We start from the raw sequence: 21440 nt of genomic DNA on the forward strand, positions 1-21440 counted from the left end.
CCCGTCAAACTTGGTTCAGCATTCATTCAAGCGCGAATGCCTATTTTTCCCGGAATAGGTTCCTCGTATCGCCTCTTAGAATCGGGAGAGTTGTCATGAAACTGAAGAGTGCACTTCTGGCCACTGCATTTTCCTTTACGGCACTGTCCACAGTGCCGGCCCTCGCCCATGACGAGTGGTACAGTGGACACCGCGCATTTCATGACGAGCTAGGAGAAGCTCATGAGCGGGCCCACGAGGAGGGGTTTGAGAGCCGTGCCGAGCATCGCGCCTATCACCGCGCCCTCCGTGACCTGCACGGGAGCTATCATGAGGATCGCGGCGACTACGGCTATTACCGGCCGCGCTACAACTACTACAATTATTACTATCCCAGCTACCGCAGCTGGGGATGGTAGGTTCGAGGCGAGGAGAATGAATTATGCGCGCTAGACTTTTGGCCATCAGCGCGAGCATCGGCCTCGCCCTTGCTGCGACCGAAGCAATGGCTCATCCTAAGCTCACATCCTCTGCTCCACCGTCGGACGGCATAGAGCGCGCCGCGCCCACGACCAAGGAAATCCGCCTGAACTTCTCGGAAGGAGTTATTGCCAAATTTTCAGGCCTGGAGTTGCGGGACGAGAGTGGCAAGTCGATTGCTACAGGTACCCCGGCGGTCGACCTGAAGGACAAGAAGCAGCTTGTGGTGCCTCTCGATGCGCCATTGCCGGCGGGTAAGTACCGGGTGATATGGCACGCGGTCTCTGAGGACACCCACCGCGTCAAGGGCGAATACACCTTCACTATCGGCAACTAGTCGTGCAGCTATGGCTCGTCCTCGTCCGCTTCGTGCATTACGCGACGTCTCTCGTCCTATTTGGCTTAGTGCTGTTTCCTTTCTACGCCTATCCGCGAGCGGCAAATCGCGACGGGGGCACCCGCGGGCTGGCAATCTCGCTGTCGGTTTCACTTCTCATCCTTGCCAGCGGCATTTTGTGGTTCATCGGCGTGACGATCAGCATGAGCGGAGGGGGCGCGACTTGGGAAGCGGCCCGATTCGTGCTGACGGATACGTCATTTGGAGCCGTCGCATTCTTGCGTCTCGGAGCGGCGATTGCGGCGATAGGTACCCTTACATTGCTCGTGAGAGGTCCGTCGAAGAAGCTTGAGCTGCTCCTCCTCGCAATATGCGCAATTCTGCTGGGCAGCTTGGCGGGCGTCGGGCACACGCAAATCGAAGATAGCGAAGCTAGAGCAGTGCACACTCTGTCGGACTCTCTCCACCTTGTTGGAGCAGGTGCATGGCTTGGCGGACTCGTTGGTTTGCTTGACCTCGCGGTCGCGTCCTTTCGCGGTAACAAAGAAGCCGAGCGCGATGCTTGCGAAGCTGCGTTGCGTTTTTCCGTTATGGGCTATGCCGCCGTCGCTATCCTGGTCGTATCCGGTCTAATCAATTCCTGGTTCCTTGTGGGCTCGTTCTGGAACTTGATCACGACAACGTACGGCCAATTGCTTCTGCTAAAGCTTCTACTCTTTTCCGCCATGGTTGCGTTCGCCGGTTTCAATCGCTTCTTCGTCGTCCCCACCCTACTGGAGTCAAGTACAGCGGACATGAAACGCGGCCTTCGCAAACTCCTGATCAACGCGGTTGCCGAACAGAGCCTTGGTCTAGCTATCATCCTGATCGTTAGCTTTCTGGGCGTCACTGAACCTGCTGCCACCTCATAGCCCTTCACGCACCGACGGCGTATGGCAGGCCCCCGATTCCGAGCGCGAAAGACAATGCACATTTGCTGCAGCACAAGAGTTGATCCCATTGTGAGGGCGCCGCCTTCCGCGATGCATCGGCATCTCGCTCGACCGACTCTTAAATCGATCGTGCGCGGCGGGCTTAGCCATCCTTTTCAAGGAACGGTTTGCCGGCCAAGTCTGAATTGCAGTGAGAGTGCACTTAATTGAGCCTGAGATCGCGATCGCCGCGAAGCCTCACCAAACCGGCCGAGTTCGGCACGGGCTCGTCGCCGCGCTGCTGAACGACCTGAGCGGGAGGTACCGGCCGTTGATGGCGATCGTCCCCAAAACAAAAACGGCCCGCGCGATGCGGGCCATTTTCATATCGGATCCGGTCAATCCGAATTTGGTTGCGGGGATAGGATTTGAACCTATGACCTTCAGGTTATGAGCCTGACGAGCTACCGGGCTGCTCCACCCCGCGTTAAACACTTGCTTTGCCTTCGCCAAAAGCCGGGGACGGTCGGTTGAGGCCCGCGCTGTTCGCGTGGCTTGCCTCACTCGTCCCAAAGGCTTCCTTGGAAGGCAACCCCGGGCAACGCCCATCGGGTGCGGGGCGTATGTATCAAGGCGGGCCGGCTTTGGAAAGGGCTGCGGGAACGTTTTTTTCGACTTTATGACAACGGATGGACCGATTTTGGGTCCATTTGGCATGCACTTGCCAGGAGTTCCGCAAAGGGCCAGCTTGGCCGCAACAAAATCAGGGCCGGACGCCTATTTTAGGGAGGAACGCCATGGACCGTGCCTTGGACCCAGCCTTGGATCACGCCTTGGAGCCGTCCCTGGCAAGCACCCCGCTGCGGGCGCTGCAGGATGCCTTCCATGCCATGGTCGCGCGGTCGCGGGCCGAGCCGGCGCCTGACCTCGCCGAACGGCTCGACCGGCTGGCGCGGCTGCGCGCGGTGGTCGCGGACAACGAGGAGCGCTTGCGGCAGGCGATCTCGGCCGATTTCGGCCACCGCTCGGCGGTCGAGACCACGATTGCCGAGACCATGCTGGTGTTCTCCGAAATCCGGCATGCCACAAAACATTTGAAGAGCTGGATGACATCACAGCGGGTCGCGACCGCGCTGCAATTCCTGCCCGCGCGCAACCGGCTGATGCCGCAGCCGCTCGGCGTGATCGGCATCATCGCGCCCTGGAATTATCCGCTGCAGCTCACGCTCGCGCCCGCGATCGGCGCGCTTGCCGCCGGCAACCGTGTCATAATCAAGCCGAGCGAGCTCGTGCCGCATTTTTCGGCGCTGCTGAAGGAAACGGTCGGGCAGAGGTTCGATGCCACCGAAGTGCTCGTCACCGGCATCGAGGACGAGATCGCAAAGGGCTTTGCGCACCTGCCGTTCGATCATCTCGTCTTCACCGGCTCGACGCGGGTCGGGCGGCTGGTCGCGGAGGCTGCGGGACGCAATCTGACTCCCGTCACGCTTGAGCTCGGCGGCAAGTCGCCGGCGATCATCGACGCCTCGGCGGATCTCAACGAGGCGGCCGAGCGCATCGCCTATGGAAAGCTGCTCAATGCCGGGCAGACCTGCATCGCGCCGGACTATGTGCTGGTGCCGGAGAATTCGGTGCAGTCCTTTGCCGAAAAGGTGCGCGCGCAGATGCGGCGCATGTTCGGCACCGATCCCGCCAACAAGGACTACACCTCCGTTATTTCCGACCGGCACTATGCGCGGCTCGAAGGCCTCGTCGCAGATGCGGCCCAGCGCGGCGCCAGGATCCTGCAGCCGGCAAGGCCCGACGATCCCAACTGGAAGGCGCACCGCAAATTCCCGCCGACGCTGATCCTCAGCGCGACCGAAGCGATGGCGGTGATGCAGGAGGAGATCTTTGGGCCCGTGCTACCGCTGCTGGGCTATCGCGATCCGGACGACGCCATCGCCTTCGTCAACGCCCGCGACCGGCCGCTGGCGCTGTACTGGTTCGGCAAGGACAGCAACGCGCGCGACGAGGTGCTGTCACGCACCATCTCCGGCGGCGTCACAATCAACGACTGCCTGTTCCACTTCACGCAAATCAACCAGCCGATGGGCGGCGTCGGCGCATCCGGCACCGGCGCCTATCACGGCGAATGGGGCTTTCGCACCTTCAGCAAGCTGAAGCCGGTGTTCTATCGCTCCAAGTTCAACCGCCTCGCCGACCTCTATCCGCCCTATGGCGGCAAGATCGCGCGGCTGGAGAAGTTGATGCGGTTCATGTCGTAGGCTGTCTCAACGCCGTCATGCGAGCGCAGCGAAGCAGTTCGACTTAGGCGATGCTGCTACCACATCGTCGTCCTGGCGAAAGCCAGGACCCATTACCCCATAAGGTGATTGCAGCGCGAGACTGGTCACCGCGAGTCTTCGCCAAACTTCTCCCTGTGGTTATGGGTCCCGGATCTGCGCGCGCTTAGGGCGCGCTTGTCCGGGACGACATCGGGGGTAAAGCTCTCGCGCGCGTGCAAATCAAACAGGACTCAATTCAGCAAGAACCCGTCAATTCAGCAAGAACCCGCCGTCCACGGTGACCACACTGCCCGTCATGTAGCGCGACGCGTTCGACGCCAGCAGCAGGATCGCGCCGTCGAGATCGGACTCGGCGCCGACGCGGCGCTGCGGGATGCGTTTGGCGAGGCGCTCGCCTGCGGGCGTCGACCAGAAGGCGTGGTTCATCTCGGTGTCGATATAGCCGGGCGCGAGCGCGTTGATGCGGATGCTCTGCCCGGCGAGCTCCAGCGCCATCGCCCTGGTCGCCTGGATGATGCCGGCCTTGGAGATCGCGTAGGGCGACACCGCCTTGAGCACGCCGGTGCCGAGCACGGAGGCGATGTTGACGATGTTGCCCGGCTGCTTGCGCGCGATCATGCGCCGCGCCACTTCCGTCGCGAGGAAATAGGCGCCCTTCAGGTTGGCGCCGATCACGGCATCCCAATCGGCCTCGGTCTGCTCGGTCGCGAGTTTCTCGATGGCGATGCCGGCATTGTTGATCAGCACGGTGATGGGCCCGAGCGCGGCTTCCACCGCATCGACCGCCCTGGCGATCGACGCGGTGTCGGTGACGTCGAGCGCGACGGCGGCGGCGCGGCCGCCCTTGCCGCGGATTTCTTCTTCCAGGCTTTTCAGTTTGTCGGTCTGCCGCGCGGCGAGCGCGACGGATGCGCCATGGGCCGCCAGCACCCGGGCGAATTGCCGCCCCAGCCCCTGGCTCGCGCCGGTCACAAGGATGGTTTCTTTACTGACGTCGAATAGGTCTGACATGACGATTTCCCTGGGCATAATCGCTGAGCTTTTGCAGCCATCAATACAGACGATTTTAGCGATCTGAAACCGGAATGATCGGTTCGGCGTTCATTCGTTCCAGCGCGGCAACGTTCCCCGAGGTGAGCTCGCACGCATGAACAGTTTCGATCTCGCGGTCTATGCGGCACTCGCCATCGCGGTCGGCCTCGGATTCAGGACCGGGCTGCTGCGCAGCGCCATGACCATCCTCGCCTATCTCCTCGCCGCGCCGATGGCGGTGGCGTTGATGCCGCTCATCGCGCCGCAGATCGCAGCCAATCCAAATTCGCCGCTGCTCCAGAACTGGATCTGGTTCTTCGCCATCTTCGTGGTGGTCGGCATGCTGCTCGGGCATATCGGCCGCATCGCGCTGAACGACACCATCGGCGAGGCCGGTATTGGCGACCGGCTCGGCGGCGCTGCGCTCGGCGCCATCAGGGTCGGCCTCGTCGCCATCACGCTGGTAGCGGTGTTCGACCAGATCGTGCCGGCCAACCGCGAGCCGCCGTTCCTCGCCGGCTCGCATCTGCGGCCGTTGTTCTCGACGGTGGGGCGGATGGGATTCAAATCGCTGCCGCCGGAAGCGGCTGCCGCGATCGACCGGCTCAAGCAGGAGCGGCGCATCTAGGGCGCATTTGCATCGCCGCAGCGCGCGCCATGCATTTTGAAGCGAGCCCGTCCCTTATCAGCGGCATCGATGTTGGCTAGAGTGGCCGCATCCAAAACCTGCCTGACATTACGGGAGTGAAACAGTGGATCTTGGGATCAAAGGTCGCCGCGCCATCGTCTGCGCATCCAGCAAGGGCCTCGGGCGCGCCTGCGCCATCGCGCTGGCGGAGGCCGGCGTTCACGTCACGCTGACCGCGCGTGGTGCTGAAGCCCTGAAGAAGACCGCCGACAATATCCGCAAAGCCTATCCTGACGTGACCGTCACCGAGATCGTCGGCGACATTACGACGCCGGCGGGCCGCGAGGCCGTGCTGAAGGCGTGCCCCGAGCCGGATATCCTGATCAACAATGCCGGCGGCCCGCCGCCCGGCGATTTCCGCAACTGGACCCGCGACGACTGGATCAAGGCGATCGACGCCAACATGCTGACGCCGATCGAGCTGATCAAGGCCACGGTGGACGGCATGATGGCGCGCAAGTTCGGCCGCATCGTCAACATCACCTCGGCCGCGGTCAAGGCGCCGATCGACATCCTCGGCCTTTCCAACGGCGCGCGCGCCGGCCTCACCGGCTTCATCGCCGGCCTGTCGCGCAAGACGGTGATCAACAACGTCACCATCAACGGCCTGTTGCCTGGCCCGTTCGAGACCGACCGCCTCACCGGCACCGCCAAGGCCGAAGCCGACAAGCGCGGCGTCACGCCGGAGCAGATCCTTGCCGACCGTGCCAAGCTCAACCCTGCGGGGCGCTTCGGCCAGCCCGACGAGTTCGGCTACGCCTGCGCCTTCCTGTGCGGCGCCAAGGCCGGCTTCATCACCGGGCAGAACATTTTGCTCGATGGCGGCGCGTTCCCGGGAACGCTGTAAGGCTCTCCGCTCTCTCCCCGTCATTGCGAGGAGCCCTCGCGACGAAACAATCCAGACTGCCGCCGCGGAAAGATTCTGGATTGCTTCGCTGCGCTCGCAATGACGAGAATGGGGTGGCGACCTTCCGACACAACAGCCACAACACGCTGCCTCGCCCGGGCGCCCGCTCCCTCCCCGTGACTGCGGGGAGAGAGCGGTCTTATGAAGTTACCGCTGCTTCGTCGCTTCGTCCTCGTCGCGCTCGCTGGGGTCGGAGGAATCGGCGGTGAGACGCTCATTGGCCCAGTCGATACCGAACTCGTCGAGTCCAGCGGCGAGCAGATCGCCCAGCATGGGCTCGCCGAGCAGATAGTGCACCGTTTCACGGCGCGGGCTGCCATACGCACCCCGCGCCTCCACGGCACGGGCGCGCAAATCGTCCCAATCATCGATGGTGCCGTCGCCGCGACCGAGCCAGGTCAGCGCGACGAGATCGATCTGTTCGTCCTCGTTCAAGACGATCATGAAGCTGCCGAGCTCGTGGCCGACCGGATCGGAGCCGTTGTCCTCGAGGACGTCGATCGCGTCGTCATCGCTCGGGTTCGAGCCGGAATCCGGATCGGAAGCCGCCTCCTTGACGTCGAATTCGCGCGCCTTCTCGATGATGAAGGCGACCTTGTCCGCGGAAATCGCAAGCTCTGGCATGGCTCCCTCTCCAGCTTCTTTCCGGTTCCCCGCGATAACGCCACATCACCTCAGATGATCCATTGCGCTTGATGGCGGAAAGTGCGCATGTTCCAACGCAAGAGCAAGAACACGGGGATGCGCCGGATGCAGTGGAAGGTCGGCAAGGTCAGGATCACGAAATTCGTCGAAATGGAGACGGTGGGCTCGACCCGCTTCATCCTGCCGGCAGCGACCAACGACGAAATCCGCAAACTGCCCTGGCTGATCCCGCAGTTCGCCACCGAAGAAGGCCGGCTGAAGATGTCGATCCACTCGCTTGTGGTGGAGACGCCTACGCGCCGGATCGTGGTCGACACCGGCCTTGGCAACGACAAGCAGGGCCGCGGCGTCCCGACCTGGAACAACCGCAGCACGCCGTTTCTGGAAACCATGACCGCGGCGGGTTTTCCGCCTGACAGCATCGACACCGTGCTGTGCACGCATCTTCACGTCGACCACGTCGGCTGGAACACGAGGCTGGTCGACGGCCGATGGGTGCCGACCTTTCCGAAGGCGCGCTACGTCTTCGGCAGGACCGAATATGAATACTGGCGCGATTACACGGCCGAGCCGGACAAGGTTGCGGTGTTCAACGATTCCGTGAAGCCAGTCGTCGATGCTGACCAGGCCGAGTTGATCCCGAGCGACCACCGGCTCTGCGAGGAAATCAAGCTGATCCCGACCCCGGGCCACAGTCCCGGGCACATGAGCGTCCTGATCGAGTCCGGTGGCGAGCAGGGGCTTCTGACCGGCGACGTCGCCCATCATCCCTGCCAGATGGCGCATCTCGACTGGTGCTCGGTCGTCGATTCCGAGCCCGCTCAATCGGCGGCAACCCGGCACGAGATGTTCTCGCGTTTTGCCGACACGCCGACGCTGGTGATCGGCGGCCATTATTCGGCAGGGCATATCAAGCGGGCGGGAGACGCGTTCAGGTTTGTGGCGTTGCAATCGTAGCGTGGGCAAAGCGACGCGTGCCCACCGTCTCCGGGCCATTAAAAAGAATGGTGGGCACGGCGCTCCGCGCCTTTGCCCACCCAACAAAGATTGGCAGCAATGCGCCGCGCCATAGGCGGTTGAATTTCCCGCCGCCCTGTTCCATGAAGCTGTTCAACCGATCGGTCCATTCCCAGGGAGAAACGAGAATGAAGCTTGTTCGTTACGGCGAGAAGGGTGCGGAAAAGCCCGGCCTGATCGATAGATCCGGCCAGTTGCGCGACCTGTCGGCGCATGTGAAGGACCTGACCGGTGAAGCCTATTCGCCTGATACCCTGAAGAAGCTGGCAGGCCTCGACCCCGCCTCGCTGCCCGCCGTGTCGGGCAAGCCGCGGTTCGGCGCACCGGTCACCGGCATTTCGAAATTCGTCGCCATCGGCCTCAATTACAGCGACCACGCCAAGGAGACCGGCGCTGCGATCCCGAGCGAGCCGATCATCTTCATGAAGGCGAACACCTCGCTGTCCGGCCCGAACGACGCCGTCGAAAAGCCGCGCGGCTCGACCAAGCTCGACTGGGAGGTCGAGATCGCCGCGATCATCGGCACCCGTGCCAAATATGTCTCGGAAGCCGACGCGCTGAACTACGTCGCCGGCTATTGCGTCTGCAACGACGTCTCCGAGCGCAACTTCCAGACCGAGCGCCTGGGCCAGTGGACCAAGGGCAAGTCGCACGACACGTTCGGCCCGCTCGGCCCGTGGCTCGCCACCAAGGACGAGATCAAGAACGTGCAGGACCTGTCGATGTGGCTCGATGTCAACGGCCAGCGTCGCCAGACCGGCTCGACCAAGACCATGATCTTCTCCATGGCGAAGTGCGTCTCCTACGTCTCGCAGTTCATGACGCTCCTGCCCGGCGACATCATCACCACGGGCACCCCGCCCGGCGTCGGCCTCGGCATGAAGCCGCCGACCTTCCTCAATGTCGGCGACGTCGTCACGCTCGGCATCGAAGGTCTCGGCGAGCAGCGCCAGGAGATCATCGCGGCGTAAGCTGCTGCCCTCTCCCGTCATTGCGAGCGAAGCGAAGCAATCCAGAGATCGTCCTACAGAGGCAGTCTGGATTGCTTCGTCGCTCCAGCGCAAAATTGCTTCGCAATTTTGTCGCTTCGCTCCTCGCAATGACGAACTACAACTTTCATTGTGGGATGTTCGCCATGAAACTCACCTTCTCCCCCGCCTCGCCCTTCGCCCGCAAGGTGCGCATCGCCGCGATCGAGCTCGGGCTGATCGACAAGATCGAGCTCGTGCCCGCAACCGTCGCGCCGGGCACGGCCAACGAGGATTATTCGCGCATCACGCCGCTGAAGAAGCTGCCGGTGCTGATCACCAATGACGGCGACGTGGTTTTGGACTCCTACGTCATCGTCGAATATCTCAACGAGATTGCCGGCGGCAGCCTGATCCCCGGCTACGGTCCGCGGCGCTGGAAGGCCAAGACCAACCACTCGCTGCTCAACGGCATGCTCGATTCCATGCTGCTGTGCCGCTACGAGAAGATGGTGCGGCCGCAGGGCCTGCAATGGCAGGCCTGGTCGGACGACCATTGGAACAGGGCCTGGACCGGCATGGCGCGCTTCGAGAACATGCCGGAGGTGCTGAACGGCCCGTTCGACGTCTCGCAGATCGGCCTCGCTTGCGTGCTCGGCTATGCCGACTTCCGCTTCGCCGATTGCGGCTGGCGCAAGGCTTATCCGAAGCTCGACGCCTTCCATCAGAAGATGCTGGAGCGGCCTTCCGTGAAGATCTCGGTGCCGCCTCCAGCGTAAATCGCAGGAGCTCTCATGAGCCTGAAATATTCGGTCGGCGATCTCACCATTCATCGCGTCATCGAGCAGGAAGTCCCCTTCTTCTCGGCGCTGGAGTTCATTCCGGGGCTGACAGCGGAGGTGCTGGCCGAGAACCGGGCCTGGATGCGGCAGGCCAAGGCACTGGACGATGCGGACACGCTGATCCTGTGCTTCCAGTCCTACGTGGTGAAGACGCCGCATCACACCATCCTGATCGACAGCTGCATCGGCAACGACAAGCCGCGGCCGCAGCGGCCGAAATGGCACTTGAAGACCGACGACACCTATTTGCGCGGCCTTGCCGCCGCCGGGGTTTCGGCGGGCGACATCGACTTCGTGATGTGCACGCATCTGCATGCCGATCACGTCGGCTGGAACACCCGGCTCGAGAACGGCCGATGGGTGCCGACCTTCCCCAAGGCGCGCTATGTCTTCGCCAAGCGGGAATTCGACTACTGGACCGAGAACAATGCGAAGGCTGAGGTTCCGCCCTTTGCCGACAGCGTGTTGCCGGTGGTGGAGGCGGGGCGTCACGAACTCGTCGGCGGCGACCATCAGATCGGCGATCACATCCGCATCCTGCCGACGCCCGGCCACACGCCGGGCCATGTCGCCTTCGCCATCGGACGCGGCAAGGACGATGCGGTGTTCTCCGGCGATCTCATCCACTCGCCGCTACAGGCGCTCTATCCGGAGCTGTCGATGAAATTCGACGTCGATCAGGCCACAGCGGCGAAAACGCGCCGCAGCTTCCTGGAGCGCTATTGCGACAGCGACACGCTGTGCTGCACCGCGCATTTCCCCTCGCCGTCGGTCGGGAAGATCAGGCGCAAGGGCAGCGGATTCGTCTGCGCGGCGGTGTGATCTAGGACGGCTCGCGCTGCGAACTCCCATCCTCCCCTGGAGGGGGAGGATCGGTTCGCATGGAGCGAAGCGGAATGCGAACCGAGGTGGGGTGACGGTCTATCCTCGTTCAACACTGCCCGTGGGGAGAGATCACCCCACCCCGCTCGCGCTGCGCGCGATCGACCCTCCCCCTCCAGGGGAGGGTAAGAGCTCCTGCCCTCACGGAGGAAACGATGACAACGCTCCCCGACATCCCCCTTCCCGCCAGCATCCGCTCGCGTTACGTCGACGGCATCAACGGCTTGCGCGTGCATGTGCTGGAAGCCGGCTTCGAGACCAAGGGCCGGCCCTGCATCCTCCTGCTGCACGGCTTTCCCGAGCTTGCCTTCTCCTGGCGCAAGGTGATGCCGGCGCTCGCAGCCGCCGGCTATCACGCGATCGCGCCGGACCAGCGCGGCTATGGACGTACGACGGGATGGAGCGCCGAGTACGACGACGATCTCGCGCCCTTCTCGCTCTTCAGCCTGGTGCGTGATGCGCTCGCCCTGGTGTCGGCTTTCGGCTACAGACAGGTTGATGTGGTCGGGCATGATTTCGGCAGCCCGGTCGCGGCCTGGTGCGCGCTGATCCGGCCCGACGTGTTTCACTCAGTGACGATGATGAGCGCGCCGTTTGGCGGGCCCCCGCCGCTGCCCTTCAACACGGTCGACACGCCGGCAAAGCCTGCGGCCGAAGATTCCGTGCATCGCGAGCTCGCCGCGCTGCCGCGCCCGCGAAAACACTATCAATGGTACTATTCGACACGCGCGGCCAACGCCGACATGCACCGCGCGCCCCAGGGCGTGCACGATTTCCTGCGCGCCTACTATCATCACAAGAGCGCGGACTGGACCGGCAACAAACCCTACCCGCTGGAATCGTGGTCGGCGAACGAACTGGCGAAGCTGCCGACCTATTACGTCATGGACCTGAATGAGACCATGCCTGAGACGGTGGCGAAAGAGATGCCGTCGCCGGCCGCGATCGCCGCCAATCAATGGTTGCCCGATCGCGAGCTCGCCTATTACGCCGCCGAATATGGCCGCACCGGATTCCAGGGTGGGCTGCAATGGTATCGCTGCGGTACGTCGGGCGCTTTCAATCGCGAACTGCAACTGTTCTCCGGCCGCAGCATCGACGTGCCCTCCTGCTTCATCTCGGGCAAGCAGGATTGGGGCACCTATCAGCGCCCCGGCGTGTTCGAGGCGATGCAGGCGCGCGCCTGCACGAAGATGCTCGGCTGCCATCTCGTCGATGGCGCCGGCCATTGGGTGCAGCAGGAGCAGCCGGCCGAAGTCACCCGGTTGCTGCTGGACTTCCTCGCAAAGGCCGGCACCGGCTGATTTGACCGGGGAACCGCGGCGTCTTATATAGTTTAGAATAATTCTAAACTCGTGACAGGGCCGTCGTGAAGAATTTTGCCGATCTGACCGAGCGCGAGGTGCTTGCGGTCGCGATCTCCTCCGAGGAGGAGGACAGTCGCATTTACATGACCTTCGCCGAGGACCTGAAGGAGCGCTATCCGGATTCGGCAAAGCTGTTCGAGCAGATGGCTGAGGAGGAGCGCGGCCATCGGCACATGCTACTGGAAATGTACGAGCAGCGTTTCGGCCAGCACCTGCCGCCGATCCGCCGCGAGGACGTCAAGGGCTTTTTGCGCCGCCGCCCGATCTGGCTGACCAAGAACCTGCCGCTCGATACGATCCGCAGAGAAGTCGAGACCATGGAGCTCGAGGCCGAGCGCTTCTATGCGAAGGCCGCCGAGCAGGCCGAGGACGTCAACGTCCGCCGGCTGCTCGGCGACCTCGCCGAGGCCGAGAAGAGCCACGAGAACACTGCCGCCAGACTGACGGGCGAGATCCTCAAGCCCGACGTGCGCGCCGAGGAAGACCGGACGCGGCGACGGATGTTCGTGCTGCAATATGTGCAGCCGGGCCTCGCCGGGTTGATGGACGGATCGGTCTCGACGCTGGCGCCGCTCTTTGCGGCAGCCTTTGCCACGCACCAGAACTGGCAGACATTTCTTGTGGGCCTTGCCGCATCGATCGGCGCCGGCATCAGCATGGGCTTTGCGGAGGCGCTGTCCGATGACGGTTCGCTGACCGGGCGCGGCTCGCCCTGGCTGCGCGGCCTCACCTGCGGCGCAATGACGACGCTCGGCGGACTCGGCCACACCGCGCCCTATCTCGTGCCGGACAGCTGGGCCAACGCATTCTGGATTGCAACCGCAATCGCCTGCGTCGTCGTGTTCTTCGAATTGTGGGCGATCGCCTTCATCCGCGCGCGCTACATGGACACACCGTTCCTCCAGGCCGTATTCCAGATCGTGCTCGGCGGCGCCATCGTGCTGGCGGTGGGGATCGTGATCGGGGCGGCGTAGTAGCCTCACCGGCCGTTGTCATCGCCCGCGAAAGCGGGCGATCCAGTACGCCGCGCCAGATATGGTGAGAGCGAGCTCTCCAACGAAGGCCTCTGGAATACTGGATCGCCCGGTCAAGCCGGGCGATGACAGCGAGTTCTTGAACTCCGTCCGCTCCGTCCCGCCCGAATATCAATCGCGATCAAACAGCCGTTGCGGCATTCGGCCAAACTGCGCATCATCGTCCAACAAGAAGAATAGGAGAGGTGCCGTGGCCAAATCGCAATGGAGTTTCAAGAGCGCGGTCGAGCTGTCGACCGCGTTGACCGCGAAGAAGGTCTCGGCGGTCGAGCTCACCGAGGATGCGATCGACCGCATCGAACGTCACGACGGCAAGATCAACGCGATCTGCGTGCGCGATTTCGATCGCGCGCTCGTTGCGGCGCGCGAGGCGGACGCTGCGCTGGCGCGCGGCGAAAGCAAACCGCTGCTCGGCCTCCCCGTCACCGTGAAGGAGTCCTTCAACGTCGCCGGCCTCCCCACGACCTGGGGCTGGACGCCGCAGAAGGATTTCAAGCCGGCGGAGGACGCACTGTCGATCACCCGGGTGAAGAACGCCGGCGGCATCATCCTCGGCAAGACCAACGTTCCCGTCGGCTTGGGCGATTGGCAGAGCTACAACGAGATCTACGGCACCACGAACAATCCGTTCGATCTCGACCGCACGCCCGGCGGCTCATCGGGCGGCTCGTCTGCGGCGCTCGCAGCCGGCTACGGACCGCTCTCGCTCGGCTCCGACATCGGCGGCTCGCTGCGGGTGCCCGCCTTCCATTGCGGGGTCTATGCGCACAAGCCGAGCTACAATCTCTGCCCGACGCGCGGCCATACGCCGCCGCCATTTCCGGCCATCCCGATGGAGCGCGACATGGCCGTTATCGGTCCGATGGCGCGGAGTGCGGCCGATCTGTCCCTGCTCCTGGAGGTGATGGCAGGTCCCGATCCGCTGGACCTCGGCATCGGATACAAGCTCGCGCTACCGGAGGCGCGACACCACGCGCTGAAGGATTTTCGGGTGCTGGTGATCGACAGCCACCCGTTGCTGCCAGCGAATGCTGACGTTCGCGGCGCGATCGAGAAGCTGGCGGGCCGATTGGCGAGCATGGGCACGCGTGTCGCACGCGAGAGCCCGCTGTTTCCGGATTTCACGGAAGCCTCGCGCCTCTACATGCGCATGCTGATGAGCTTTCTCGGCGCGTTCTTTCCGCCCGACATTCTCGCCGGCGCGCGTGCGGGGGCGGCGCAACTCTCACCTGAGGACAAGAGCCTTACAGCAGAGCGGCTGCGCGGCATGACCTACACGCATCAGGCCTGGGTGTTCGACGAGGGCGCCCGCGCCGGGCTGCGCGCGCAATGGCGGCAATTGTTCAGGACATTCGATGCGGTGATCTGCCCGATCATGCCGACACCGGCCTATCCGCATGATCATTCGCCGCAGCAGGAGACGCGCCGGATCAACATCGACGGTAAGGACCATTTCTATCCGGACCAGCTTGCCTGGCCCGGCATCGCCACGCTGACGGGCCTGCCGGCAACGGCCATTCCGCTCGGTCTGTCGAAGGACGGCCTGCCGGTCGGCGTGCAGATCATCGGTCCCTTCCTTGAGGACCGGACGCCGCTCAAGCTCGCCGAGCTGATCGAGCGCGAGTTCGGCGGATTCGTGCCGCCGAAGATGTTTGACGACTAGTCCTTCCCGTCATTACGAGCCAACGGGTCCGCGCGAAGCGCGGCCCGATGACAGGCTCCGCGAAGCAATCCAGACTGTCACCGCGGAACGATTCTGGATTGCTTCGTCGCAAGGGCTCCTCGCAATGACGAGGTAAAAACAACGTCGAGATTTTGCGCTACGCACACCCCCGGGAGGGAGAAAATAGAATGAGCAACGACCTCGAACAGCTCACCGCGCTCAACCGCGACTATGTCGCCTCCGTGCAGAACAGCGACGTCAAGCGCTTCGACGAGATCCTGGCGCCGGAATTCTACTGCTCCAATCCCGACAAGACGCTGGTCGATCGCACAGCCTTCCTGGAGCAGACGGCGCGGCCAATCGCGATTCGCAACTTGCATGCGCATGACGTCATCATCCGCATCATGGGCGACTTCGCCATCATCCACGCCGCGACCAGCTACACCACGGCGGATGGCCAGCAGGCGACCGGGCGATATACCGATTGCTGGACGAAGACGAACGGGAGGTGGCTCGCCGTATCCGCGCACGTTTCGCGGTGAGATCGTGATGCGGTGAGGTCGTGGAAGGGTGAGGCAGGCACGCTGCCGCTCCACCGCCAGCTGTCATGCCCCGGCTTGACCGGGGCATCCAGTACGCCGCGGCCGCAGTTCGTTCACACAACTTCTGCCGCGGCGTACTGGATCGCCCGGTCGAGCCGGGCGATGACACCTGAATTGGGGCGACAAGCCTGAGCAGCCGGCAAACGCCAGCGCTCAACTATCGAACACGATCACGCTGCGCAGCGTCTTGCCGGCTTTCATGTTGGCAAAGCCCTCGTTGATCTCGTTTAGCTTCAGCTTGGCCGAGATCCAGTCCTCCAGGTGCAGCCGGCCGCGCAGGTAGAAATCGACCAGGCGCGGCATGTCGACGCGGAAATGGTTGGAGCCCATCGAGGAGCCCTGGATCTTGCGCTCGCGCAGGAAGTCGAAGCCGTGCAGCTCGATCTTCTGCCCGAACGGGATCATGCCGACGATCGTCGCAGTGCCGCCCGAAGCGAGCATGGCAAAGGCCTGCTCCGCAGTCTCCTTGCGGCCAAGCACCTCGAAGGAATGATGCACGCCGCCATTGGTGAGATCGCGTACCTGCTTCACAACGTCGCCGTCGGCGGGGTTGATGATGTCGGTCGCTCCCAGCTTGGTCGCGAGCTGGAGTTTTGCCGGATTGGTATCGATGGCGATGATGCGGCCGGCGCCGGCGATCTGCGCGCCGTTGATCGCGGCCATGCCGACGCCGCCGCAGCCGATCACCGCCACGGTCTCGCCGGCCGTCACCTTTGCCGTGTTCACGACCGCGCCGTAGCCGGTGATGACGCCGCAACCGATCAGCGCGGCGAGATCCAGCGGCATCTCCTTCCTGATTTTGACGATCGCGTTCTCGTGCACCAGCATCTGCTCGGCGAAGGACGAGAGGTTGAGAAACTGGTGCAGCTTCTCCGGTCTGGACCACTGCATCCGGTTGGAGACGCCCGGCAGCATCTTCACCGTGGTGTCGGTGCAGAGCACGGTGCGCCCCGTCGTGCAGTTGTCGCAGGTGCCGCAGAAGACCGAGAGGCAGGTGACGACGTGATCGCCGGGCTTGACGTAAGTGACGTCGGAGCCGACCTGTTCGACCACGCCGGCGGACTCGTGCCCAAGCACCGCGGGCAGCGGATGCGGATAGAGCCCCTCCATGAAGTGCAGATCGGAGTGACAGAGGCCGGCGACCGCCGTGCGGATCAGGACCTCGCGCGGGCCCGGCTTCGGCAGGCTGATATCCTCGATGACGAGCGGCTGGTTGACTTCATAGAGGACGGCGGCCTTCATCGGTGTTTCCTCGGTGTTGTTGTTTCGTTTTACCTCTCCCATGGGGAGAGGTCGGCGCGAAGCGCCGGGTGAGGGGTTACGCTCCCTCGTGGGACCTGGACCCCTCACCCGATTTGCTGCGCAAATCGACCTCTCCCTACGGGAGAGGTGAAGAGCCTACGCCGCCAGAACCAGTTCGCCAACCTCGCTCATGCCGGCGTCGCGATCGCCGAGCAGCAGCGCGGCGATCTTCTGCTGCACTGGATTTTCCGTCAGCCGGAACGGATCGCTCGGCAACACGCGGTGGTCGATCACGAGACGCGACAGCAACAGCCGGCGCGCATCGCCGCGCATGTCGTGGATGCGATGCCCTTCCCAGGCCAGCGCGACGGCGCTGGCGACATGATAGAGCAGGCTGGTGGCGCGACGCGCGTCCGCCTCGTTGTCGGCCTTGCCCGCGACCTCGCGTGCGAAGCCGACGGCACGATCGACAAGACCGCGCAGATTATCACGCCAGGCCTGCGGCACGGACGCGCTGTCGTCGAGCCGGGCATGCAGATCCGCGGCCAGCGCGGATTCCGCGCCATGGCGGCCGACCGCGCGCCGCAGCGCATCGATCGCGACGATGTTTCCGGTGCCTTCCCAGACCGAGCCGAGATGGGCATCGCGCAGCAGGCGGGCGGTGGCGAACTCCTCGATATAACCGATGCCGCCGCGCATCTCGAGCGCATCGCCGCAGACCTTTCGCGCATCGCGCGTGGCGCGGAACTTCAGCGTTGGTGTGAGAATGCGCAAGAGTGCCGCCGCATCCTGGCTGCCGGCCTCGGCGCGATCGAGCGCGTCGGCGGTGAGGAAGCTCATCGACAGCGCCTGCTCGACCGGCAGCATGATCTTCAGCATCTGCCGGCGACCGAGCGGCAGGTCGATGATGCGGTTGCCGAACACCACGCGGTTCTTCGCGACCGTCATTGCGTCGTGATAGGCCCGGCGCATCAGCGCGGCGGATTTGACGCCATTTGAGAGCCGCGACGAGTTCACCATCTCGGCCATCTGCACGAAGCCGCGGTCGAGCTTGCCGACGGCATAGGCGATCGCGCCTTCGAGCTTGATCTCGCCCGAGGCCATCGAGCGCGTGCCGAGCTTGTCCTTGAGACGCACGATCCGGTAGTGGTTCTGCGCGCCGTCGTCGAGGAAGCGCGGCATCAGGAACAGGCCGACACCGCGGGTGCCGAGGCCGGCGCCTTCGGGCCGCGCCAGCAGCATCACGACCTTGGCGTCGGCATTCGAGCAGAACCATTTTTCGCCATAAAGGCGCCAATGGTCGCCCTCCTGCACCGCGCGCGAGGTCAGCGTGCCGACGTCGGAGCCGCCTTCCTTCTCGGTCATGAACTGGCCGCCCTGGGTCAGCTTGCTCATGTCCGTCTGCGTGAGACCATCAAGGTATTTGGCCTTCAGCGCATCGCTGCCGAAATTCGCCAGCAGCTTGGCGCAGCCGTCGGTGACGTTGATCGGGCAGCCCATGCCGAATTCGGTCTGATTGAACAGGAAGGTGAAGGCGTGTTTGGCCACCACGGGATATTTGTCTGGCCAGCCCATGATGCCCTTGCGGATCGAGAGCGCGTGGATGCCGAACTCACCGAAAGCAGCCTTCTCCAATTCGCGATAGGCCGGATGATATTCGATCCATTGCACGTCGCGGCCGAACTTGTCGCGCTGATGCAGGATGGGCGTATGCCGGTCGGCAAGCCGCGCGCATTCGTCGAGCGGGCCGCCGGCGAGTTCGCCGAGGCGATCGAGATGCGGCTCGATATGGCGGAACAGCGTGTCCGGCAGATGGATGCGCAAGAGGTCCGTCAGTGCGGGATCGGCGCGGTAGAAATTCATGCCTGACGTGTCGGGCGCCAGCAGGCCGGACGGCTCGGCCGCGACACCTGCTGACTGCGCTGGGACCGACTTGTGCATGATCGTCCTCTTCGTTTCCGCCCGACGGCAATTCTTTGCGCTTGCCGCTTGGGATGATGTCGATCATGCTCCAGAGGCGGATGCGGATAAAGCCGCAAATCGTCAGGGCGGCATGATCGCCGCGGGGGAGCAATTCGCCCTGCGGAATTGTGACCGCCCCGGCTAGTTGTCCGCGCGGACCATGCATAGATCAACGGCTTCCTGTCTCCGAGAGATCACGCCATGGAACACCCAAAATACAAGATCGCGCTCATCGTCGGCGCCGGCGAAGGATTGAGCGCGTCGCTGGCGCGGCTGTTTGCCGCCCAGAACATCCGCGTCGCCCTTGCCGCGCGCAGGATCGAGAAGCTGGGCGCGCTTTGCACCAAGACCGGGGCCAAGGCCTATGCCTGCAACGCGACGGAGCCTGAGGAGGTCGAGCGGCTGTTCGGCCTGGTCGAGCGCGAGATCGGCACGCCCGACCTCGTCGTCTACAACGCCAGCGGCCGCACGCGCGGACCGTTCCTCGACCTGGTCCCTGCCGAAGTCGCGCAGGCGATCGCGGTCAGCGCCTATGGCGGCTTCCTGGTGGCGCAGCAGGCGGCCAAACGCATGCTGCCGAACAAGCACGGCGCGATCCTGTTCACCGGCGCCTCCGCCAGCGTCAAGGGCTATGCGCAGTCGACGCCCTTTGCGATGGGCAAGTTCGCGCTGCGCGGGCTCGCGCAGAGCATGGCGCGCGAATTGTCGCCGCAGGGCATCCATGTCGCGCATTTCGTCATCGATGGCGCGATCCGCAGCGCGGCGCGCACCGAGCCGGCCGACAAGCCGGACTCGATGCTCGACCCCGACGCCATCGCGCAGAGCTATTGGAACGTATTGCAGCAGCCGCGCAGCGCCTGGAGCTGGGAGCTGGAGTTGCGGCCGTGGGTGGAGAATTTTTGAAGCGGTGTTTTGAGGCAATAGCGTCACAACAATCGTCATTGCGAGCGCAGCGAAGCAATCCAGAGATATCTCCGCGGATACAGACCGGATTGCTTCGTCGCCAGCGCAAAATTGCTTCGCGATTTTGTCGCGGGCTCCTCGCAATGACGGAACAATAAGGGAGGCGACATGACCACGGAAACCACCATCGATACCGGCACCGATGAACTGCTCTGCGTGATCCGCGACCGCGTCGCTGTCATCACGCTGAACCGGCCGGAAGCGCGCAATTCACTGTCCGACGCGCTGACGCCAGCGCTGCGCACGATGATCCGGAGTTGCGGCGAGAATCCGGATGTCGGCGCGCTGCTGCTCACCGGCGCGGGCGAAGCCTTTTGTGCCGGCGGCAACGTCAAGGGCATGGGCGCGCATCGTGATCCGAAGAAGCTGGAGATGTCGCTCGACGATCGTATCGCCGATCTCCAGGAGCGGCAGCGGCTGCTCACCGGCGCGCTGGTGTCGGTGCGCAAGCCGACCATCGCCGCCCTGCCCGGCCCGGCGGTCGGCGCCGGGCTTGCCATCGCCATGGCCTGCGACATCCGCATCGCCGCGCAATCCGCGTTCGTCGCCACCGGCTATGCCCGCATCGCGCTCAGCGGCGATTACGGCATCGCCTGGCTGCTGACCCGGCTGGTCGGCACCGCGCGGGCGCGCGAATTGATGTTCACCGGCGACCGTGTCGATGCTGTCAGATGCGAGGCCATCGGCCTCGTCAACCGCGTCGTGCCCAACGACAGGCTGCAAGCGGAGGCCTTCGCGCTGGCCAAATCGCTCGCTGAAGGCCCGCGCCTCGCGCTGCGCTACATGAAGGACAATCTCGACGAGGCCCTGCTGTTCGACTTCGAGACCGCGCGCGACCACGAGGCCGAGCGGCTGATCCGCCTCACCACGACCGCCGATCACAAGGAGGCGGTGCAGGCCTTCATCGAGAAGCGCAAGGCGGCGTTCACGGGGAAGTAGGCGAGGCAAAAAAAATGCCCGGCTGCAAACCGGGCATCGAGTGGTGTCAGGCCGAGGCTGAGGGGCTGTCGGCCTGACGGGAAAGCGCGGCGAGGTGCCAGCTCGCGCAGGGAATGTCTTTCGGTGCGACCGTGATCTCCTTGTCGAAGCGCACCAGCTTCCAATCGTCGGGATGGTTGACGAACGCGAAGCCGGATTTGCGGGCGAGCGAGATCATGGTCTCGTTGGAGCGCAGCGTGTCGCCAAAGATGCGCTCGGCGCCGAGCGCGGCGGCGCGGCATTCCAGATTGTTCAGAAGCGCGGTGGCGATGCCGTGGCCGTGCCAGCGGTCATCGACCGACAGGCCGAACTCGACCGTCGCGGTTTCAGGATGGAGCGCATAGCGCATTTCGGCGACGATGGTCTCGAAGCCGTCGACCATCATGGTCGCGACCACGGTGAAGCGCTCGCGCTCACCGACCTCGAGGAAATCGTGCAGCAGCCCCTTCGGCAATTCGCTGATCGCGCCGAAGAAGCGGTTGTAGCGGGAGCGGGTCGAGAGCGAGCGGAAATAGTGCTGGAGCTCTTCGGTGTCGCGCGGCTCGACGAAGCGAACAGTGACGGCCTCACCCTGCCGGGTGCGCAGCGAATCCGAATATTGCGTGAGATCTTCGAGGCGAAGCGCGCTCATGACCGGCACCGTGCGAAAAGGG

22 protein-coding genes and 1 tRNA gene are annotated in these 21440 nt (G+C 63.9%); 17 read left to right on the forward strand and 6 right to left on the reverse strand.

Annotation, left to right across the window (positions count from 1 at the left end):
* Positions 1 to 95 precede the first annotated feature (95 nt).
* Genes BLV07_RS46460 through copD form a run of 3 tightly spaced genes read left to right on the forward strand, consistent with a single transcriptional unit; the run spans position 96 to position 1707 of the window.
* Positions 96 to 398 carry a hypothetical protein gene (locus BLV07_RS46460; protein ID WP_143035483.1) on the forward strand — a complete coding sequence of 101 codons (303 nt, stop codon included), beginning with the start codon at positions 96 to 98 and terminating at the stop codon, positions 396 to 398.
* A 23-nt stretch (positions 399 to 421) separates the two neighbouring features.
* Positions 422 to 796 (forward strand): copper homeostasis periplasmic binding protein CopC, encoded by a 375-nt coding sequence (gene copC / locus BLV07_RS24330; RefSeq protein WP_091890569.1) that lies wholly within the window; start codon positions 422 to 424, stop codon positions 794 to 796.
* Positions 797 to 798: 2 nt separating this feature from the next.
* Positions 799 to 1707, forward strand: a complete 909-nt coding sequence (copD, locus tag BLV07_RS24335) for a copper homeostasis membrane protein CopD (RefSeq protein WP_091890572.1) — start codon at positions 799 to 801, stop codon at positions 1705 to 1707.
* A gap of 410 nt (positions 1708 to 2117) precedes the next feature.
* Here the strand turns inward: copD and BLV07_RS24340 are convergent.
* A tRNA-Met gene (locus BLV07_RS24340) sits at positions 2118 to 2194 on the reverse strand.
* A 310-nt stretch (positions 2195 to 2504) separates the two neighbouring features.
* Here BLV07_RS24340 and BLV07_RS24345 point away from each other — a divergent pair.
* Complete coding sequence (locus BLV07_RS24345; RefSeq protein WP_091890575.1) at positions 2505 to 3974, forward strand: coniferyl aldehyde dehydrogenase; 1470 nt, start codon at positions 2505 to 2507, stop codon at positions 3972 to 3974.
* 270 nt (positions 3975 to 4244) lie between these two features.
* Here BLV07_RS24345 and BLV07_RS24350 read toward each other — a convergent pair whose 3' ends face one another.
* Positions 4245 to 5006: an SDR family oxidoreductase gene (locus BLV07_RS24350; protein ID WP_091890578.1), complete on the reverse strand. Its 762-nt coding sequence runs from the start codon at positions 5004 to 5006 to the stop codon at positions 4245 to 4247.
* A gap of 136 nt (positions 5007 to 5142) precedes the next feature.
* On the opposite strand from BLV07_RS24350, the gene BLV07_RS24355 reads away from it, so the two are divergent.
* Together BLV07_RS24355 and BLV07_RS24360 are read left to right on the forward strand one after the other, a co-directional pair.
* On the forward strand, positions 5143 to 5655 hold the full coding sequence (locus BLV07_RS24355; protein ID WP_091890581.1) for a CvpA family protein: 513 nt from the start codon (positions 5143 to 5145) through the stop codon (positions 5653 to 5655).
* A 124-nt stretch (positions 5656 to 5779) separates the two neighbouring features.
* Positions 5780 to 6562: an SDR family oxidoreductase gene (locus BLV07_RS24360; protein ID WP_091890584.1), complete on the forward strand. Its 783-nt coding sequence runs from the start codon at positions 5780 to 5782 to the stop codon at positions 6560 to 6562.
* A gap of 207 nt (positions 6563 to 6769) precedes the next feature.
* Here BLV07_RS24360 and BLV07_RS24365 read toward each other — a convergent pair whose 3' ends face one another.
* Positions 6770 to 7246, reverse strand: coding sequence for a DUF3775 domain-containing protein (locus BLV07_RS24365; RefSeq protein WP_091890587.1), 477 nt, complete (start codon positions 7244 to 7246; stop codon positions 6770 to 6772).
* Positions 7247 to 7372: 126 nt separating this feature from the next.
* On the opposite strand from BLV07_RS24365, the gene BLV07_RS24370 reads away from it, so the two are divergent.
* The 8 genes from BLV07_RS24370 (at position 7373) to BLV07_RS24405 (ending at position 15582) form a co-directional block, all read left to right on the forward strand.
* Complete coding sequence (locus BLV07_RS24370) at positions 7373 to 8224, forward strand: MBL fold metallo-hydrolase (RefSeq protein ID WP_176945730.1); 852 nt, start codon at positions 7373 to 7375, stop codon at positions 8222 to 8224.
* Positions 8225 to 8412: 188 nt separating this feature from the next.
* Positions 8413 to 9255: a fumarylacetoacetate hydrolase family protein gene (locus tag BLV07_RS24375; RefSeq protein WP_091890593.1), complete on the forward strand. Its 843-nt coding sequence runs from the start codon at positions 8413 to 8415 to the stop codon at positions 9253 to 9255.
* Between the two features lie 164 nt (positions 9256 to 9419).
* Positions 9420 to 10031 (forward strand): glutathione S-transferase family protein, encoded by a 612-nt coding sequence (locus BLV07_RS24380; protein WP_091890713.1) that lies wholly within the window; start codon positions 9420 to 9422, stop codon positions 10029 to 10031.
* A 15-nt stretch (positions 10032 to 10046) separates the two neighbouring features.
* Positions 10047 to 10916, forward strand: coding sequence for an MBL fold metallo-hydrolase (locus tag BLV07_RS24385; RefSeq protein ID WP_091890596.1), 870 nt, complete (start codon positions 10047 to 10049; stop codon positions 10914 to 10916).
* Positions 10917 to 11131: 215 nt separating this feature from the next.
* Positions 11132 to 12280 (forward strand): alpha/beta hydrolase, encoded by a 1149-nt coding sequence (locus tag BLV07_RS24390; RefSeq protein WP_091890599.1) that lies wholly within the window; start codon positions 11132 to 11134, stop codon positions 12278 to 12280.
* Positions 12281 to 12345: 65 nt separating this feature from the next.
* Positions 12346 to 13317, forward strand: a complete 972-nt coding sequence (mbfA, locus tag BLV07_RS24395) for an iron exporter MbfA (protein ID WP_091890602.1) — start codon at positions 12346 to 12348, stop codon at positions 13315 to 13317.
* 250 nt (positions 13318 to 13567) lie between these two features.
* Positions 13568 to 15040, forward strand: coding sequence for an amidase (locus tag BLV07_RS24400; protein WP_091890605.1), 1473 nt, complete (start codon positions 13568 to 13570; stop codon positions 15038 to 15040).
* 188 nt (positions 15041 to 15228) lie between these two features.
* Positions 15229 to 15582, forward strand: coding sequence for a nuclear transport factor 2 family protein (locus BLV07_RS24405; RefSeq protein WP_091890606.1), 354 nt, complete (start codon positions 15229 to 15231; stop codon positions 15580 to 15582).
* Positions 15583 to 15795: 213 nt separating this feature from the next.
* Here BLV07_RS24405 and BLV07_RS24410 read toward each other — a convergent pair whose 3' ends face one another.
* Both BLV07_RS24410 and BLV07_RS24415 read right to left on the reverse strand, forming a co-directional pair.
* Positions 15796 to 16884, reverse strand: coding sequence for a Zn-dependent alcohol dehydrogenase (locus tag BLV07_RS24410; RefSeq protein ID WP_091890609.1), 1089 nt, complete (start codon positions 16882 to 16884; stop codon positions 15796 to 15798).
* Between the two features lie 156 nt (positions 16885 to 17040).
* The gene (locus BLV07_RS24415) at positions 17041 to 18825 is read right to left on the reverse strand and encodes an acyl-CoA dehydrogenase family protein (protein ID WP_091890612.1); all 1785 of its coding nucleotides are present in this window, start codon (positions 18823 to 18825) and stop codon (positions 17041 to 17043) included.
* On the opposite strand from BLV07_RS24415, the gene BLV07_RS47720 reads away from it, so the two are divergent.
* The 3 genes from BLV07_RS47720 (at position 18824) to BLV07_RS24425 (ending at position 20748) form a co-directional block, all read left to right on the forward strand.
* Positions 18824 to 18991: a hypothetical protein gene (locus BLV07_RS47720; RefSeq protein WP_176945726.1), complete on the forward strand. Its 168-nt coding sequence runs from the start codon at positions 18824 to 18826 to the stop codon at positions 18989 to 18991. The genes BLV07_RS24415 and BLV07_RS47720 overlap by 2 nt on opposite strands.
* Positions 18992 to 19047: 56 nt before the next feature.
* Positions 19048 to 19749: an SDR family oxidoreductase gene (locus BLV07_RS24420; protein WP_091890615.1), complete on the forward strand. Its 702-nt coding sequence runs from the start codon at positions 19048 to 19050 to the stop codon at positions 19747 to 19749.
* Between the two features lie 168 nt (positions 19750 to 19917).
* Positions 19918 to 20748, forward strand: a complete 831-nt coding sequence (locus BLV07_RS24425) for an enoyl-CoA hydratase (RefSeq protein ID WP_091890617.1) — start codon at positions 19918 to 19920, stop codon at positions 20746 to 20748.
* Positions 20749 to 20794: 46 nt separating this feature from the next.
* On the opposite strand, the gene BLV07_RS24430 is transcribed toward BLV07_RS24425, so the two are convergent.
* On the reverse strand, positions 20795 to 21418 hold the full coding sequence (locus tag BLV07_RS24430; RefSeq protein ID WP_091890620.1) for a GNAT family N-acetyltransferase: 624 nt from the start codon (positions 21416 to 21418) through the stop codon (positions 20795 to 20797).
* Positions 21419 to 21440 lie beyond the last annotated feature (22 nt).

The sequence above is a fragment of the Bradyrhizobium sp. Rc2d genome (assembly GCF_900099855.1).
Taxonomy (GTDB): domain Bacteria; phylum Pseudomonadota; class Alphaproteobacteria; order Rhizobiales; family Xanthobacteraceae; genus Bradyrhizobium.

What these genes read in the sequence shown, in the direction of transcription:
- BLV07_RS46460 (WP_143035483.1), top strand. Translation starts at nt 96, where the DNA reads ATGAAACTGAAGAGTGCACTTCTGGCCACTGCATTTTCCTTTACGGCA.
- copC (WP_091890569.1), top strand. Translation starts at nt 422, where the DNA reads ATGCGCGCTAGACTTTTGGCCATCAGCGCGAGCATCGGCCTCGCCCTT.
- BLV07_RS24345 (WP_091890575.1), top strand. Translation starts at nt 2,505, where the DNA reads ATGGACCGTGCCTTGGACCCAGCCTTGGATCACGCCTTGGAGCCGTCC.
- BLV07_RS24350 (WP_091890578.1), bottom strand. Translation starts at nt 5,006, where the DNA reads ATGTCAGACCTATTCGACGTCAGTAAAGAAACCATCCTTGTGACCGGC.
- BLV07_RS24355 (WP_091890581.1), top strand. Translation starts at nt 5,143, where the DNA reads ATGAACAGTTTCGATCTCGCGGTCTATGCGGCACTCGCCATCGCGGTC.
- BLV07_RS24365 (WP_091890587.1), bottom strand. Translation starts at nt 7,246, where the DNA reads ATGCCAGAGCTTGCGATTTCCGCGGACAAGGTCGCCTTCATCATCGAG.
- BLV07_RS24370 (WP_176945730.1), top strand. Translation starts at nt 7,373, where the DNA reads ATGCAGTGGAAGGTCGGCAAGGTCAGGATCACGAAATTCGTCGAAATG.
- BLV07_RS24375 (WP_091890593.1), top strand. Translation starts at nt 8,413, where the DNA reads ATGAAGCTTGTTCGTTACGGCGAGAAGGGTGCGGAAAAGCCCGGCCTG.
- BLV07_RS24380 (WP_091890713.1), top strand. Translation starts at nt 9,420, where the DNA reads ATGAAACTCACCTTCTCCCCCGCCTCGCCCTTCGCCCGCAAGGTGCGC.
- BLV07_RS24385 (WP_091890596.1), top strand. Translation starts at nt 10,047, where the DNA reads ATGAGCCTGAAATATTCGGTCGGCGATCTCACCATTCATCGCGTCATC.
- BLV07_RS24390 (WP_091890599.1), top strand. Translation starts at nt 11,132, where the DNA reads ATGACAACGCTCCCCGACATCCCCCTTCCCGCCAGCATCCGCTCGCGT.
- BLV07_RS24405 (WP_091890606.1), top strand. Translation starts at nt 15,229, where the DNA reads ATGAGCAACGACCTCGAACAGCTCACCGCGCTCAACCGCGACTATGTC.
- BLV07_RS24410 (WP_091890609.1), bottom strand. Translation starts at nt 16,884, where the DNA reads ATGAAGGCCGCCGTCCTCTATGAAGTCAACCAGCCGCTCGTCATCGAG.
- BLV07_RS47720 (WP_176945726.1), top strand. Translation starts at nt 18,824, where the DNA reads ATGATCGTCCTCTTCGTTTCCGCCCGACGGCAATTCTTTGCGCTTGCC.
- BLV07_RS24415 (WP_091890612.1), bottom strand. Translation starts at nt 18,825, where the DNA reads ATGCACAAGTCGGTCCCAGCGCAGTCAGCAGGTGTCGCGGCCGAGCCG.
- BLV07_RS24420 (WP_091890615.1), top strand. Translation starts at nt 19,048, where the DNA reads ATGGAACACCCAAAATACAAGATCGCGCTCATCGTCGGCGCCGGCGAA.
- BLV07_RS24425 (WP_091890617.1), top strand. Translation starts at nt 19,918, where the DNA reads ATGACCACGGAAACCACCATCGATACCGGCACCGATGAACTGCTCTGC.
- BLV07_RS24430 (WP_091890620.1), bottom strand. Translation starts at nt 21,418, where the DNA reads ATGAGCGCGCTTCGCCTCGAAGATCTCACGCAATATTCGGATTCGCTG.